The sequence below is a fragment of the Arsenophonus apicola genome, assembly GCF_020268605.1.
In the GTDB taxonomy this organism is placed as follows: Bacteria; Pseudomonadota; Gammaproteobacteria; order Enterobacterales; family Enterobacteriaceae; genus Arsenophonus; species Arsenophonus apicola.
Genome location: NZ_CP084222.1, coordinates 324,929 through 342,537, shown reverse-complemented (window position 1 = coordinate 342,537; position 17,609 = coordinate 324,929). Strand labels below are relative to the sequence as shown.

General features: G+C 43.5%; 8 protein-coding genes and 1 pseudogene. All 9 read right to left on the bottom strand.

The window, feature by feature from the left end; genetic code table 11:
- Positions 1-6: 6 nt before the first annotated feature.
- Entirely contained in the window at positions 7-8,079 is an 8,073-nt protein-coding gene (locus LDL57_RS01425) for a two-partner secretion domain-containing protein (RefSeq protein WP_225506838.1), read from the bottom strand.
- An 11-nt stretch (positions 8,080-8,090) separates the two neighbouring features.
- A pseudogene (locus tag LDL57_RS17665) lies at positions 8,091-9,798 on the bottom strand (ShlB/FhaC/HecB family hemolysin secretion/activation protein).
- Positions 9,799-10,330: 532 nt separating this feature from the next.
- The gene (locus LDL57_RS01415) at positions 10,331-12,163 is read right to left on the bottom strand and encodes a DEAD/DEAH family ATP-dependent RNA helicase (protein ID WP_180558496.1); all 1,833 of its coding nucleotides are present in this window, start codon (positions 12,161-12,163) and stop codon (positions 10,331-10,333) included.
- The gene (gene yrbN / locus LDL57_RS18040; protein ID WP_225507436.1) at positions 12,156-12,227 is read right to left on the bottom strand and encodes a protein YrbN; all 72 of its coding nucleotides are present in this window, start codon (positions 12,225-12,227) and stop codon (positions 12,156-12,158) included. The genes LDL57_RS01415 and yrbN overlap by 8 nt, the downstream gene beginning before the upstream one ends.
- 111 nt (positions 12,228-12,338) lie before the next feature.
- Positions 12,339-13,217 carry a lipoprotein NlpI gene (gene nlpI, locus LDL57_RS01405; RefSeq protein ID WP_180558497.1) on the bottom strand — a complete coding sequence of 293 codons (879 nt, stop codon included), beginning with the start codon at positions 13,215-13,217 and terminating at the stop codon, positions 12,339-12,341.
- A 122-nt stretch (positions 13,218-13,339) separates the two neighbouring features.
- Complete coding sequence (gene pnp / locus LDL57_RS01400; protein WP_180558498.1) at positions 13,340-15,466, bottom strand: polyribonucleotide nucleotidyltransferase; 2,127 nt, start codon at positions 15,464-15,466, stop codon at positions 13,340-13,342.
- A 291-nt stretch (positions 15,467-15,757) separates the two neighbouring features.
- On the bottom strand, positions 15,758-16,027 hold the full coding sequence (gene rpsO, locus LDL57_RS01395; RefSeq protein ID WP_180558499.1) for a 30S ribosomal protein S15: 270 nt from the start codon (positions 16,025-16,027) through the stop codon (positions 15,758-15,760).
- 120 nt (positions 16,028-16,147) lie between these two features.
- Positions 16,148-17,089 carry a tRNA pseudouridine(55) synthase TruB gene (truB, locus tag LDL57_RS01390; RefSeq protein WP_180558500.1) on the bottom strand — a complete coding sequence of 314 codons (942 nt, stop codon included), beginning with the start codon at positions 17,087-17,089 and terminating at the stop codon, positions 16,148-16,150.
- Positions 17,089-17,502: a 30S ribosome-binding factor RbfA gene (rbfA, locus tag LDL57_RS01385; protein ID WP_180558501.1), complete on the bottom strand. Its 414-nt coding sequence runs from the start codon at positions 17,500-17,502 to the stop codon at positions 17,089-17,091. Before rbfA ends, truB begins: the two co-directional genes overlap by 1 nt.
- Positions 17,503-17,609 lie beyond the last annotated feature (107 nt).

Genomic DNA, 17,609 nt, shown 5'->3' with positions numbered 1-17,609 from the left:
AGCGGTTTATTTATCAACCGATTGGTAATCACTGTGCAGCTCGCTTTTGTTGGCATACACATTCAGTGAGCCGCCGCCGCCCTGGCGAATACTCGCGCCCAGGCTTGAACGGGTCTGTTGGGCAGCATATTTATCGATAAGTTGTTGGCTAGTTAACCTCAGGTTACCACCAACATCCACTTTAACCGTTTCACCGCTCACTTGCGCACCGGTTAATTTAGTGTCCTGACCACTTTCAATCGTCAGCTGCTGGCCGGCATTGAGTTGACTATCAGTGAAAAACTGGCTATTTCCTTTTTCAAACCCTTGGCTTTTATTAGCCCCAACGTTAGCACTCCAACCGTCTGTGCCATAGCCAATACCCATCGACAGCCCTTGACTGGCGTTTTTACTATTTACTTTTTGCCGATTGCTGGCACTTTTCAGGTCGATATCATTTTTGGCCATCAGGCTAATGTTTTTATCCGCAGCCAACTGACTGCCTTCAACCATTAAGTGCCCTTGGCTGTTTTCTTTCCTACCCGTTGCCGTCAGTGTAAGATTGTCACCCGCACTTAAACGGCTACCCGACGCCGTGTTTTGCTCTGTTATGGTGGTGGATTGTGACGAGTGGCGACCATAAGACAGATTGATAGCCACAGCAGGCATTTTACCTTGTGCTGCCGCCAGGCGAGCCGCTTGTCCGGCCTGAATGCCTTGTAACCCTGCTTTCATCGCTTTAAGGGCAGCCAGTTGGCTATCCTCTTCCTGTTTAGCCGATTTTGCCGTGCGCACCATGCTATCAAGGGCACTGCCAGTTGTCCCCCCCAATGAAAGTGTTAAACCACTGGCTTGAGTAGTTAGCCGGCTGATATCGGTGCGGCTATTTTCTGCCGCAGTGATAGTTACATCGCTGCCGGTGACAGTGATATCTTTTGCTGCCATCAGTTCACTGCCTGCAATCGTCCCTTGCGCGCCCGCAGTTAAGCTTACATTACCGGCCATACTGCCTATCACGCTGCCTTTTTTCTGCGTGCTATCCGTATCGTGAGTGATTTTTTGCCGGTTTGCGCCTAAAGTAAAACCCATCCCCCCAGTGCTCATTAAACCTGAGTTGTGGGTTTTCGATATATCGGTTTCATGCAACGTTTCATCTGACGTGCTCACATTGAGTTGAGCACCCGCCTTTAGCGTGACGCTGTTGGTGCCAAATAGATTGCTAGCATGAATATTTATCTCATTGCCCGCCGTCGCATTGATAGAATGACCACTAAAACGGCTACTAATGGCGCGGCGTTCAGTCAGTTGATGGTGCTTTTCGGTGGTGGTGCTCGATAAAAATCCTTTATCGGTATGTTTACTGTGCTTGGCATAGTCGCTGCTTGCAATACCTGAGGTGATATGGATATCGCGCCCGATATTGAAAGAGAGCGCTCCACCGCTCGATAGATTGGCAGCACGTGCTGATAAATCCTGCCCGGCCGATAAGGCTAAATCGCCTTGCGTTTGGATATGGGTGCCAATTTCCGTGGCGTTTTCACCCCGGTAATAGTTGTTGGAATTGCGCGTATAATCGAAAGCTGAACGCACATTACGGGTAGCTAACTGAATATTTTGCCCGGCCTGAATATCCGTTTTGCCATCCGCGCCCAAATTAGCAATTTGGCTGGCAGTCAGCTTGATGTCCTGGCGGGCTTTTAACGTCAGCTGACCATTATCACCCGTTACATAAATACTGGCTGGGCGATCTAACCATGACGATTGGCCATCGCCAAGCTGCGCTGTTTCACTACGAATATCACCGCCGGCAGCTAATGAAACGCGGTCTGCGGCGCCAATTTGGCCGCCCAGGTTGTGAATATCTTTCAATGCCTTAAGCTGAACTGTTTTAGCCTGCATACGCCCACTGTGATGGATAGTTTCACTTTGCAGATCAGTCAATTGACGACTAGCAATTTCACCACTATTTAGCAGCTTAGCGGTGATATCGGCAGAAACATTGCCTCCTGACAGCAGTGCTCCATTGCCATTTAAATCCCCCTGGCGAGCGCGCACATACAGCTGTGGAACACTGACCTTCTCAATACGTCCATCTGGCAACAGCACCTCTTTATTAACCATCCACACCATGTCACTGGTGAGATTAGCCATTTGCGCTGACGATAAGACAATACCCGGTGTCAAATTATACTGCTTACCATAAGTCACCCCGCTGGTCAGGAGCGCTCGGTATTGCTGTTCATCACTTTGGTAGTTAGCCAGTCGCCGTTGACCGGTAAGTTCCATCAGTTGCTCGCGCACTAAACGCTGCTCATAATAACCATCGGCTAACCGCTTATGCAGCTGCGAGTGAGTAACAACCTCGATACTCGATAACCATTTTTTATGGTGGGTAAAACGGGGATCAGTTTCAATCAGATATTGGCTGTCGCTATCGGGTGTCAGCTTAAACAGGCTGTTATCTGGCAGTTTTATATTTGGCTCTATGGTTTTGATCACACTAGCCAAAATCGTTGGTGATGAGTCAACGGATTTATCAGTAGTAAAATCAACTTTGCTGCTGATTGCTGGCAACTGAATGACGGCTGTCTGCTGAGCCGGCAGATCCAACGGTCTGTTTGGCTGATCTTTTAAGGCTTGCTGAGCAATATTAGCAACAAAATGCGGCGGCAGATCGGCATCAGCAGTCGCATCTGTTTGTTCAGTCAGTTTATTTACCTTAACGGCATCTAGCTGGGGCTTGTTAATCTCTCCGGCCTGTTCCGTCACTTCAATTAGATTGAATGATAAACTTTGTTCGCTATTGACACCTTGATATTGAGAGCGATTACTGCGCGTTTTCCATTTACCGCCACCTTTATAACGATAGATAGTATCACCCTTTTCAGCGATGCGAAGCACACCCTGTGTTTCTTGGTTATTGAGTTCTTCACCGGTTAAAATCAAATTTTGCCCAGCCACTACTCGTGAATTTTCATTGTTAAGTTGCTGGCCATCCACGGTGAGATGCTTGCCACTTGTGATCAACGCAGGATCACGGTTAATAAGCTGCGTTTTATCAGTGATACGCTGATAGTCATATTCATAGAAATACTTGGTCCAGTTACCATTTTCAAACATGCGCCAGCGGTTAGAACTTTCATAATCAATCCCCACATCTGGGTTTAATGTGCCATCATCATTAATAGCATGACGAGTTTGATTACCATTACGTGGCGCAATTTTGTAACGTCGGCCATTACCAAAATCAAACCAATTAAAATGTTCACGACTCACTTCAAGCGGTTGATCAGAAAATTGTAAATGGATATCTTTATTTTCCAGCCGCTCAGTGGCTAATATCAGATCACCGGCGGCTTCAATATTAGCACTGTGGTTTTTGACACTCTGCGCGCGGCCGGTAGCCTGCAGTTGGTCATCTAATGCCTGGCCAATCACCAGATCACCATCGCTATAAATCAGCGCATGGTCGCGGTTTAATAAGTCAACAACCGCAATATTGACTGCATTGCGTCCGGCAATGACAGCAGATTTGTCTGCCTGTTTATCATTAATCAGGCGCGAAACAGCAAGCGCGAGCAAATCACCGTAAATTCTACCGCTGCCGATGTTATCGAGGGATTGGGCGCTGATATGGATTAATCCACCATTAATTAAGCCGCTATTACGCATATTGCCACTCACGCTAATATGGCTCTTTTGCCCATTGATTTCGCCTGACAGGTTATTAATCACCATTGGGCTGGTAAGCAGTAAATCACCTAAGCTGGATAATAAGCCATGGTTGCTAAAACCTTGTTTAAAGTTGGCCACCAGGCGCTCACCGGCTTGAATATAGCCTTGATTTTCAAACCATTGACTTAGGGAAAGGGATAACTCTTTTTGCGCGCTAAGCTTACCCGCGCCGGCTAATTGGTTAGCGATGATGGTTGCCGAGCCATCACTCACCATGACGCCTCGCTGATTGGCTAAGCGCAATTTTTGACCCTTGCCATCATCACTGATATTCAGTTGGCTACCGACCGATAGCATGCCTTGGCTATTGTCCAGCTGTTGGCGGATAATAGCATCTAGCGTTTGAGCAGCACGCACTACACCATCTTGGTTATGCAAACTATCGCTATCGAGTGATATTTGCTGGCCTTCGATCCCTTTGCCCGCCTGGGCTGTGGCTAGGTTAGTTATTTTTTGACTGCTGATAAGCAATTTTTTATTCGCTTTGAGCCAACCCTGGCTATTATCAATCTGCGTTTGTGCCCATAACGCCACATGATTAAGCCCCTGGATCACCCCTTGAATGTTGTTTATCGCTTGCCCATGAATAGTTAAATCTGCAGCAGATAAGATTTGGCCTTGCTGGTTGTCGATATTCTGCTTGATGGATAGCGCTGTATTTTGCTGTGACTTGAGCAGCCCTTGGCTATTATTTAGCGCTAACCCGTTTATATTCATTATTGATTGGCTCAACAGGGTGCCGTTTTGGTTATCAATACGCAGTGCATCAATTTTCAGTCCCTCCTTGCCCTGAGTAATTGCCTGTGAATTGATAAAATCACCCAATTGCAATTCAACCTGTCCTTTCCCCTCCAGAATGCCTTTTTGGTTCAATAGCGGTTGTTGTTGCGTATCGATTGAAAATGCATTGGCAGAAAAGATTTGCCCCTGTTGGTTATCAAGCAGTAAGGTAATTAACTTCGTGGTCTGTGCGCCTTGGATCTGTCCATGCTGATTGCTCAATTTGCCACTTTCGAGCGATAAACTACCACCACTTAAGATCCCGCCGGTTGCCTGGCTATGGTTATTATTAATTAGTTGTCCGTGACTATTAAGCCGCAATTTTTTAGCCGCTTGTATTCGCCCTTGTACATTTTGGAGCTCACCGATTTTGGCATCCAAGGTATTGTCGGCGATAATTTCTCCCTGGCGATTATCAACCCGCTTTTGCTGCGTATCTAACGCGATGTCATGAGCCTGAATATGTCCTTGATAATTGATTAATTCGCCGATCTTTAAGGCTAGTCGTTGGCTGGCAAAGATACCTTGCTCATTTGTTTTAGCCAGATTGGTTAAGGAATGCCCATGGGTATCAAGAGTGATTAATTGCCCTTTAATAGTACCTTGACTGTTGTCAAACTGGGTCGTGTTCAGCTTGATGTCTGACTGACTAGTCACCAGACCTTGGCGGTTATCTAACCCTTGACTGTCTATATTCAGCCGTTGCCGGGCAAAAATGCGGCCTTGTTGGTTTTTCAACACGCCACTATAAATAGATAAGCTGCCTTGGGCATCAATACCTTGCTGATCACCCGTTTGGCTATTGCTCAGTTGCTGACCGTGGGTATCAATCAGCATGTTACTGCCTGACTGAATAACACCTCGCTGATTTGCAAGCTTACCCGAGTGTAAGGTGAGTTTTTGCAGAGCATGCAACGTGCCTTCACTATTATCAAGCTGTTGTTGATGAGTATTAATATCAATGTTGGTTGCTTGTAGATGCCCCTGGTGGTTGAACAGTGCTTGATTACTCATCATCAATAACTGTTCAGCAGTAATCAAACCAGCCTGGTTATTGATATCCTCATTAATGATAAGCTGCAAGTCCTCACGCTTAGTGATCAATTTACCTTGCAGGTTATCCAGCTGTTTGGCTTTAATCACAAATGAACCATTAGCACTGATATCCCCAGCACGATTGGTCAACTGCTGAGCAACCTGAATTAAACCTTGCTGTTCGCCCAGTTGGGTTAAGCTCGCTCGGTTATGGTTCAGGCTATTGACTATAAATTGGATATTATCAGCCTGAGTATTCGCTTCGGTCAGATCAACCTCTGTAGCAGTTAACCGCAGCTGCCCGCTGGATGAAATTTTACTACGCCGTCCTTGCAGTACCTGAGTCTGAATTAGCATGTCTGCTTGTTTGCTAATTAATTTTCCATCATCGTGAGTCAGCGCCAGGGTATTTAAAAAAACATTTTTTTCACCAATCAAGCTGCCTTGGCGATTATCAATACTTTGTCGAGCAACCACGCTTAATGCAGCCGTTTTTGCAGCAATGATTGTCCCTTGCTGGTTTTCAAGTTTATTAATATTAAGCGTTAGATCACCTTGGCTGCTGATATTGCCTGATTGATTATTTAAGGTTTGGCTCAGTGTGATCTGTCCTGTTTCTGCACCTGTTTGCCGCATCTTCCCAGCTTGATGTGACAGGTTTTGCCCTTGAATAGCAATATTTTTAGCTTGCGTTATTGCTTGATCGAGGTTAATTGATTGGCCGTTTAATTTTAGTGCGCCATTCGTTTGGAGCTCACCCTGTTGGCCGGTAAGCAGGTTGGCTTTAATGTGAGTAGCATCCTTGCCAGTAGCAATTAGGTGGCCATGCTGGTTATTCAGTATTTGGCTATCAATATCCAACTTACTAGCACGGATCAACAGACGACCCGATTGATTATTCAGTTCATTAACTACTATATTGGTGTCGCCTGCCAGACTGATTTCCCCCTGCTGGTTGTGCAAGGTACGGGTGTGCCACCGATTATCAAATCTGCGTTGTTGAATTAATTTACCTTGTCGGTTGTTGATAAACTCAGGGCTAATTAACACTATTTGCTTGGCAACAAGCTGACCTTTTTGATTATCAAGCCCTTTTTTCGCCGTCAATAGCGCTTTATTATCAACCAAAATATTGGCTTGTTTTGTGTCAATATTTGCTTCGGTTGCAGTCAATATCATTGCTTTCGCTTTGATAGCGGAGCCAGATAAATCAACTGAGCTGCCAGTCAGCACAATATTTTGTTTAGCAACGATAGTACCTTGTAGTGCAACTGTTTTTGGGCCTTTAACCATCAGTGAGCCCGCGGTGGTTAATTTCCCTTTGCTATCCACACCGGCAGCAACGAATGTGCCATAATCGCTGTTGATCCACTCAGCATGGGCAACAATATTTTCACCCGCGACGATTTGGCCTTTCTCTATGTTGTTAATCGCATTTTTAGCGGTTAAATTAATATGTTGCTCAGCCATTAGTGTGCCGCCGTTAGCAACAATTTGCTGGCTTTTGATCGCTAAATGTTGGTTGCCGATGATAGCCCCCACATTAGTAATTTTACCATCAGCAGATAAGGAAATATCGCCCGCCTGAGCAGCAATATGGCCGGCATTACGCACTCCAACGCCATGCTCTGTGCCGCGCATGGTTATCTGGTTAGCATACATACCCCCGAGTGCGGAGACATCGAGAGCAAATTTAGGTCGTTCATCCTGCGCTGAATGATCGGTTTTAAGGATCGTTTTGCCATCAGCAGCGAGCTGATTTTTACCTGTGGTGATCACCAGATCTTTAGCGTGTAATTTGGCATTAATTTTTACTGAGCGAGCAATTAAGGCGGTGTAGTTAATATCATTGCCGTTATAACCTTTTCCAGCAATATTTATATTGCCTTTATCAACTGCGAAACCTTTAACTTTGCCATTTTCTATCAGAGTCTTACCCGCTGATAGTAAGGATTGGTCGGCGTTGATAAAACCACAGCCATTACAGGTAATCCCTGCCGGGTTAGCAATAATGACATCCGCTTTTTTACCCGCAACTTCAATAAAACCATTGAGCTGGCTTGGATCACGGCTATTGACTTCATTCAAGATGATTTTAGCTTGCCCTTTTGCCAACCAATCATTACCTTGAATGATGCCAGCAAGCTGAGTATTCACATTGGTACTGCTGTTATTGAGGATCGCACCTTTATGGTCAACATCAAATTGACGGTATTGGTTGCGTGAAACGCCATCACGGTTGGGTGTCTGGATGTTGATTTGCGGTAAGCCATTTTGGCTGTTGACAATCGTTGGCTGCTGGTTATCCGGTGCATTACCATCTGCTTGAATAGTAGAGGATTGCACATTAAAACTCACCATGCCGAAAGTTAACCATAATGAGGTGGTGATGGATTTAATGACCCAACGCAGACGGCTACTTGTGGCTTTTTCGATGGAATTTTCTGTTTGGTTTACCGGATCGGTACGGTGACCAGTGATAATGTCAGCAACGACCATCACCATTTGGCGCGCGACATTAAAAATTAAACGATAAAATAATTTATTCATCCTAATTAGCCTTAGTAATTCCAGTTTACAGAGAAAGCCAATGTCGCCGGATCGGTTTTAAATCCATCCGGTTTAGAAAATGGTATACCAACAGAGAAGTCATAGCTCAAATTGGCAGGGCTTATCGCGCCACGCAAACCGATAACGCCTCCTGCAAGGTGTGTACCGAGGTTGAGATCAACCCCTTTTCCTCCAATTTCACCATAATCAGCTCCTAGATAGAGCTCCTGATCCGGTATTGGTCTTACCCAAGACAGGCTGTTACGTATTGTCCAACCCCTATCCGCACTCAACGTGCGCTCACCATCAAAACCGCGAACTGTCCAGCGGTTACCGATGTTAAACTGGTCTTGTGGGGTGAGTGGGGTGTAACTAATTTGGCGTAAATATTGGCTGTCAAAGCGCAAGGAGTGGCGGGCAAGCTTAAAGGGGACACTGGCTGACGCTGAAAATTGCATGACTTTAGCGAGTGCCGTTGCATAATCCTTTGAATCACGCTCACGAGACTCTTCAAACGCCGGCATGGCGCCAAACCAGCGTATGCCATGTTGATAGTTCACACTCGCCGTTAATGTCGCTTGCCCAACATATTGCTGATGATTAAATGCCAATTTCCACCAAGTCGTCCGGCGTTTTTTGTTTTTCAATTTCGGTATCATAAATCAAGTTACGCGTTTCGCGTAAATTCACATCATACGTCACTGTCGTTTTGGCAGTGGCATCGCGATAGAGCACATTGCTTAATTGCAGGCTGAGGCTTTTGCTTTTACCCCGATATTGAATATCATCACTGGATCCGGCAATTGTTTGGGTATATTTATAGTCACTCACGGTGGTGGCAAACTGCCAATAACCAAATGGTAGCGAGTAATGAGCGCTGTAGTTAGTGCTGTCTTTACTGCTCGAAAAGCTTAAATCACGCGTTGCCGCAATATAGAAAAGATCACTTAGCGATGTTGGATTATTGAGCGCCAACATCACACCAGCCTGGTGTTTGCCCGTGCTTTTTGCCCCCGTGTTATCCATCCATGCACTGGCATGCCAGAAACGTGATTGCTGACGCCTGATGACAATTTGAGTTTCTCCAGGCCCATCGCCCGGCACCATTTCCAGTGTAGCTTGTACGGTCGATAGACGTTGCAAGTTTTCTAAACCTTGCTCCATGTCACGTAAATCCAATAAATTACCTCGACGGGCAGGCATCGCCGTATATAAGTTGGTGTATTTTGATGAGTCTTCTGTCAATAGAATCTTTTGTACTTTCCCTGGCATCACCACCAGTTTCAATACACCAGAGGATAAATCTTGTTCTGTCACCAGTACCCGAGTGGTTATCCAACCATGGCTGATTAAGCGATTTTGGATATTAGTGACAAGTAAATTAATACCCTTCACGCCGAGACAATGGCCGATAGCTTGATCCGCTAAACGTTGCACGGGAACCCAATGCGGTAACGCCGCTTGCCCTGTCACGCTGACTTGTTCAAGCCTGAAGCACGGTTTTTCATCTGGAAACAGTAATGTGGTTTTAACCATCGGCACAGACAAATGTAGATCCGGTGCCCTGGCTGCCAATTGCTGTTGTTGAGCTTGTTGCTGCTGCGCCTGCTGTTGCAACAACCTATCTGCATTCTCAGGCTTTAGGTGTGAAGCTGACGCGGCGAAAGGGGGTAAAACAACGAGAGAAAAAAGGCGATATTTCAATAAATTCCGTTTCATAGCTTCCTATATTCGCTTTATTCAATTGTAACGTTATTTTTAACATCCTGTTAAGTTGATAAGAATAATATAACGAAATAATATTTATCAATAGATGATATTTAATTTCATCTATAAAGATAAAATTGACATCTTTTAGCATAAGTCTCTTAATACCCTTTACCATTGTAACGCTTTGCGTTAACGACGCCCTGATAAGCATTTGTTCAGAAAACGGAATTTAAAACATGCTAACGCCTTTGCCTGGTAAGTGGCTGCTTTGTCAATTACCTTGCAATCGTCGGGGGATATACATGAAAAGTCGGGCTATCGCTGCTGCTGTTTTTTGACCACGACACTTTTGCTGAAAATGGTCAGGCAAAATTAGTATTATGTAATGGTCAACCTATTCCGATCAGTCGTTGCTATCTAAAAAGCCTTTAAAGAGGGATTAGAATTATGTTGATTTGGTTGATGTCGTTTTAATAAACAAAAAAGCTGAATTCAATTGAATTCAGCTTTTGGCGTCACATAAGATATTAATCTTATTACATTAGATATTGTGATTACTACGACGACGTAATCCAGCGTTATTATGTCCTTCATTACGTCCACGGAACTGTTCACGCTCACTACGACGTTCGTTACCAAAGCGACGTCCTCGCTCACGTAATTCACCACCATTGCGTTGTCCATTACCACGACGTTCAAATGGTTGTGCTTCACCTAACAATTGCATTTGCATTGGCTTATTCAAAATACGTGTACGTGTCAAATGATTAAGTAGTTCATTTGGCATTCCTTTTGGTAACTCAATCGTTGAGTGCGAGGCAAACAACTTAATATTACCAATATAACGACTACTAATATCCGCTTCGTTAGCAATTGCACCGACAATGTGGCGAACTTCTACGCCATCATCACGACCAACTTCAATACGGTACAATTCCATATCACCAACATCACGACGCTCCCGACGCGGACTACGCTCCGAAGTACCATTACTATTACTGCGACGACGCTCATCACGCGAATTAAATTCACGTTTTGCGCGACGCACAGGATCAGGTGGCAATATTAACGGCCGATCCCCTTGCGCCATTTTTAATAGCGCAGAAGCTAAAGTTTCCATATCCAGTTCATCATTAGCAACTAATTTAGTCAGTAACGCTCGATATTTCTCTAAATCACCACTTTCTAGTTGCTTTTGAATATTTTCAGCAAATTTAGCTTGGCGACGTTCACTTAAAACCGCCGCACTGGGTAACTCAACTTCGGTAATTGGCTGCTTCATGGTACGTTCTATATTACGTAATAGTCGACGTTCACGATTATCCACAAACAAAATAGCGCGCCCAGCTCGACCTGCCCGACCAGTACGACCAATTCGATGCACATAAGACTCAGCATCCATTGGTATGTCATAATTGACAACTAAACTAATACGTTCAACATCTAGACCACGTGCTGCAACATCAGTGGCAATTAATATATCAAGGCGACCATCTTTTAAACGCTCTAATGTTTGCTCACGTAGCGCTTGATTCATATCGCCATTTAGCGCTGAACTGTTATAGCCACTACGTTCAAGCGCTTCAGCAACCTCTAATGTGGCATTTTTAGTGCGCACAAAAATAATTGCCGCATCAAAATCTTCTGCTTCCAAAAAACGAACCAATGCTTCATTTTTACGCATACCATAGACAGACCAGTAACTTTGGGTAATGTCTGGGCGCGTCGTCACACTGGATTGAATGCTGATCTCTTTTGGAGATTTCATAAAGCGACGGGTAATACGACGGATCGCTTCCGGCATGGTGGCAGAAAACAGCGCCGTTTGATGCTCGCTTGGGATCTGGCTCATGATATTTTCAACGTCTTCAATGAACCCCATACGTAACATTTCATCCGCTTCATCAAGAACCAAACCACGTAAATGGGATAAATTTAATGTCCCTCTTTTCAAGTGATCTAATAAGCGACCTGGTGTTCCCACTACAATTTGTGGGCCTTGTCTTAGTGCGCGTAACTGCGAATCGTAACGCTGCCCACCATAGAGTGCGACCACATTGACTGAACGCATGTGTTTGGAAAATTCACCCATGGCTTCCGCAACTTGTACGGCTAACTCCCGCGTTGGTGCCAACACTAAGATTTGTGGGGCTTTCAATGTGATATCTATATTATGTAAGAGCGGTAAACTAAAAGCTGCTGTTTTACCACTACCGGTTTGTGCCATACCTAATACGTCACACCCATCTAATAAATAGGGGATACATTGCTGCTGGATTGGCGATGGTTTTTCATAACCAAGGTCATTTAGTGCAGAAAGAATTGGTGTTGATAAACCTAAATCAGCAAAAGAGATTTCAGTCTCATTAGTCATGTAAAAGTGCCTCATTCATTATGGCGGCCAGTTTACATAACTCTGCGAAAAAAATTTCGGTCATTTTCATTTAAAATGTGAACTGGCTCAAATTATGTTATTAAACGAACAACAAGCCCTCATCACAATCGATGAAGACTTAAAAAAAGCAGTGATGATATGTTCGTCGCTACTGTTAGCCTGATTCTGAAAGGTCGTCTTGTGCCTGACCTAACAAAGCCAGTTCCAACAGAGCATAGCGGTGCTCAACAAAGCTATGTGCATTGCTAGCTACCGTAAGCTTGAATAACGCTATAGCGCTATCATTATCCCCCAGACTTAGGTAATGTTTACCTAAATAGAAGTTAGTTTCACTAAGATGCTCAGCGAGCGAAGTGTTATCTGTTGAATTCTCTTTTAGACGAACCATCAATGTTTTTTCACTGATTTTGCCTAAATAGAATTCAACTACATTCCAGCCCCATTGCCCTTTTTCCGCTTGGTTATAACGAGATAACAAATTGGCTAATGCCATTTTTGGTTCTATCTCTTTCTCCACTAAATAAAGCCATAAGCTGCGGAAAGGATCATTTGGATCTTGTCGATAATACGCCAGCAGATCACCCTGCGCCAATCGATATCTTCCACCATAATAGAGTGCAATACCTCGATTCATGCGCGCGAAATTGTAAGTTGGATCAAGCTCTAAAACAGAATCAAACGCTTCATAGGCAGCATCAAAATTGCCTGCCTGTGTAAAATATATTCCAAGGAAATTAAAAACTTCCGGAATATCAGGACGTATAGCTAGCGCCATAGTAAAATCATTGCGCGCTAACGCCCTTAATCCGAGACTATCATACAATACACCGCGTTCATATAAAAGCTGTGCGTATTCATCATCGGATAATGACCGGCTTGCAAGGATCTGCTCCATACGAGCCAATATTACTTCTTGTTGCAATGTGGGTTGCAACGGGATAGCAAAGACTTCATTTTTACGCCAGTTTCCGCTGCTACAACCGACAATAAAAACAATAGCAGCAGTATAGAGCCAGCGCAGAAAAGAATTCATTACCTTCTCCCAAAGACAGAAACTAATCAATATATCCCGTCAATCCCCACAATTACCGGAGACTCAGTTAGCAAAAAACTGAGTAGGTGCTCTTTTTACAGGACACCGAGCCTTACGTCAAATTATTCTGCAGAAATTTGTGTTTCTGTTTCAGTCGGCTTTTCAGTAGAAACCGCCTCTTTAATACTAAGGCGAATACGACCCTGCCGATCAATTTCCAGTACTTTAACCGGTACTTCCTGACCTAACTGTAAGTAATCAGTAACTTTTTCAACACGTTTTTCTGCTATCTGAGAGATATGCACCAATCCTTCTTTGCCACCACCAATGGCAACAAAAGCACCAAAGTCAACAATACGTGTGACTTTGCCCTGATAGACACGACCAACTTCAACTTCTGCGGTAATATCTTCAATACGGCGAATAGCCGCTTCTGCTTTAGAACTATCAGTTGCCGCAATTTTTACCGTACCATCATCATCAATTTCAATCGTAGTACCGGTCTCTTCAGTTAATGCTCTAATGACAGAACCACCTTTTCCTATCACATCTTTAATCTTATCAGGATTAATGTGGATGGTATGAATTCGTGGAGCAAACTCAGAAATTTCCTCACGGGGACGATTAATCGCTTCTTCCATAACCGTTAAAATGTGTAAACGAGCCCCTTTTGCCTGATTTAATGCAACTTGCATAATCTCACGCGTAATGCCCTCAATTTTGATGTCCATTTGCAGAGCACTAATACCTTCACGGCTACCTGCGACTTTAAAATCCATATCGCCTAAATGATCTTCATCACCTAAGATATCGGAAAGCACAACATAATCATCGTTTTCTTTCACCAATCCCATGGCAATACCAGCCACTGCAGCTTTAATTGGAACACCGGCATCCATCAATGCTAGTGATGCCCCACAAACGGAAGCCATAGAAGAAGAGCCATTAGATTCGGTAATTTCAGACACCACACGTACAGTATAGGGAAACTCTGATTGGTTCGGCATAACCGCCAATACACCACGCTTAGCCAAACGCCCATGGCCAATTTCACGACGTTTTGGCGAACCGACCATGCCCGTTTCTCCCACTGAATAAGGAGGAAAATTATAATGGAATAAGAAACGATCGGTATATTCACCCATAAGTTCATCAATAACTTGCGCATCACGCTCAGTACCGAGCGTAGCCGTGACCAATGCCTGAGTTTCTCCGCGCGTAAATAACGCTGAACCATGGGTACGAGGTAATACGCCAGTACGTACATCAAGAGCACGTACCATGTCTTTTTCTCGACCATCAATCCGCGGTTCGCCTTTTAACACCCGAGTACGGACAACTTTTTTCTCTAAACCGGAGAGAATGTCGTTTATTTCAGCAACATCTATAGATTCATTTTCTGCCAAAAGTGTATTAGCAACATCTTCTTTGATCGCATCAACGTTAGTGTAACGTTCTAGTTTTTCAGTAATACGATAAGCATCACCCAACCGCTGTTCAGCTAATTCAGCAATACGGCGATGTAATTCTTCATTAATCGCTTCTGGCTGCCAATCCCATTTTTCTTTACCCGTTTCGGCCGCCAAGGCATTGATATTCTCAATCACGATTTGTTGCTGTTCGTGACCAAAAACCACCGCACCTAGCATCTGCTCTTCCGTCAATAAATCAGCTTCAGACTCTACCATTAGTACCGCACTCGACGTGCCGGCTACCACTAAATCTAAGCGACTGCTTTTCAATTCATCAACGGTGGGATTTAAAACATATTGGTCATCAATATAACCAACGCGCGCTGCACCAATTGGACCATTAAATGGAATACCTGAAATAGATAAAGCAGCAGATGCGCCAATCATAGCAACAATATCTGGATTCACTTGTGGATTAATGGAGACAACCGTAGCAATAATTTGTATCTCATTGACAAATCCCTCTGGAAACAAGGGACGAAGTGGACGATCAATCAGTCGGGCAATCAGTGTTTCACCTTCACCAGGACGACCTTCGCGACGAAAAAAACTACCGGGAATTCGACCGGCAGCATAAGATCGTTCCTGATAGTTAACGGTCAGTGGAAAGAAATCCTGCCCTTCTTTCACTTTTTTCTGTCCAACAACAGTGACAAATACGGCTGTATCATCCATATTAACCATAACCGCAGCAGTCGCTTGACGCGCCATCATACCCGTTTCAATTGTGACGGTATGCTGGCCATATTGAAATTTACGAACAATAGGATTAAGCAAAATAATACCCTTTTAATAGCTGTTTATTTATATAACAACACCAATATTTCCCTTCTTGCTACATCCTCACGACTAATGACAATACTGAATATTTTTAATCATCTTGTGAATATCAGCATTCTCATTAGCCGCGCGAACCGGTTGTAGCTAAAGAAGCTCACTTTATTTAGAAATAAATTGGCAAAAATCTATTTCCTAAAATTATTTTGTAAGTGTAAACCAATTCTAAAATTTTTTACGCTTTCTAGCAGAAAAGGGGCCTCTGGCCCCTTTTCTTTTGAAACCAACTAATCAGCGACGTAATCCTAAGCGCTCAATAAGTCCGGTATAACGAGCAACATCTTTACGCTTCAGATAGTTCAATTGCTTACGACGCTGAGCAACCATTCGCAACAGGCCTCGACGGCTATGGTGATCTTTCTTATGCTCTGCAAAGTGATCTTGCAAATGATTGATTTGTGCAGTCAATAGAGCAACTTGAACTTCACTAGAACCCGTATCATTTTTATCACGACCATAGTCCGCAATAATTTGCGCTTTTGCTTCAGTACTTAGAGACATAAAATAACTCCAGATTTTTCATTAAACATAAGGAAAGCCGATCTCTAATTCAGCCTTCCCGAACAAATGCTCACCTATTTTACGCTTCAATCAATCATAACGCAAGATAACATCTAAATCCTAGCAGACACTTTCCACGACTAAACGACGAGGCGCGATCCTATTTTGTTCATCGATCTCAGCAATACCAATAAATTTATGGATATTACCTTCTGTTACTCGAACTTTATTACCTTCGGGAAGCTGATGATTAGCAACAACCGCTTGCCCTTGTTTAAAATAGGTTGCAACAAGCGATGAAATATTGACTACCGGAAAATGACTAACCGCTGTATCGATAGGTAGTAATAAAGGATCTAATTGTTCCTCCAGAGAAGTTGTTCCTAATTCCACTTGCTGCTTAAGCGTATATAATTGCTCTAACGTTACCATACGTTCACTAGGATAAGTAGCTACCTGTAAGCGCCTTAGATAAATCACATGAGCACCACAACCCAACAATTCACCTAAATCATCAATAATAGTCCGTATATAAGTCCCTTTTGAACAATGAATGGTTAATTCCAGTTCATTCTCTTGCCAGCGCTCAAATTGTAAATCATAAACAGTAATCGGGCGGCCTTGACGTTCAATAGTAATACCTTGACGGGCATATTCGTAAAGCGGTTTACCCTGATATTTAAGCGCAGAATACATAGACGGTACTTGGATTAAATTACCACGAAATTTATCTAATGCCTTATCAAGTTGCCGCTGGGTTATTTCGATCGGACGTTGACAAATTATTTTGCCATGCGCATCTGAAGTATCAGTACGCTGCCCTAAACGAGCAACAACACGATAGCGTTTATCCGAATCAAGTAAAAATTGTGAAAATTTTGTTGCCTCACCCAGACAAATCGGTAACATGCCGGTTGCTAAAGGATCAAGTGCTCCGGTATGACCTGCTTTTTTAGCATTAAATAACCGACGTACTTTTTGCAAAGCATCATTAGATGAAAGTTCTGCCGGTTTATCTAATAACAATACCCCGTGAACTTCGCGACCTCGACGACGCCTCATTACTTCCTCTCTTTATCTTTAGCGGTATGACGGCGCTTTTCATCATCACGGATCACGTTGCTAACTAAATTAGACATACGCATACCTTCAACCAAAGAGTTATCATAAAAAAAAGTTAATTCAGGAACAATACGTAAACGCATTGCTTTACCGAGCAAAGAACGAATATGTTTCGCCATATCGCCATTCAATACTTTGATACCATTTTTAACCATATCTATTTCATGTTCTTGATCTGATATGTTTAAAAAAGTCACGAACACTTTGGCATAAGCCAGATCACGAGAAACCTCCACTCCTGAAACAGTAGCCATTTTAACGCGTGGATCTTTAATTTCTCGATGCAAAATAATGGCGATCTCTTTTTGTATTTCCTGGGCAACACGCTGAGCACGACCAAACTCTCTTGCCATTATGACATCTCCTCACAGGGTAAAACTAAAATATAATAACCATTCATTATTATATATATATCAGAAAAATAAAATTCAATAGTTATATCTATTTGATTTTTATATAA

Coding starts and splice junctions, on each gene's coding strand:
- truB (WP_180558500.1), bottom strand. CDS start 17,089: ATGAGGCGTCGTCGAGGTCGCGAAGTTCACGGGGTATTGTTATTAGAT.
- nlpI (WP_180558497.1), bottom strand. CDS start 13,217: ATGAATTCTTTTCTGCGCTGGCTCTATACTGCTGCTATTGTTTTTATT.
- rbfA (WP_180558501.1), bottom strand. CDS start 17,502: ATGGCAAGAGAGTTTGGTCGTGCTCAGCGTGTTGCCCAGGAAATACAA.
- LDL57_RS01425 (WP_225506838.1), bottom strand. CDS start 8,079: ATGAATAAATTATTTTATCGTTTAATTTTTAATGTCGCGCGCCAAATG.
- LDL57_RS01415 (WP_180558496.1), bottom strand. CDS start 12,163: ATGACTAATGAGACTGAAATCTCTTTTGCTGATTTAGGTTTATCAACA.
- rpsO (WP_180558499.1), bottom strand. CDS start 16,027: ATGTCTCTAAGTACTGAAGCAAAAGCGCAAATTATTGCGGACTATGGT.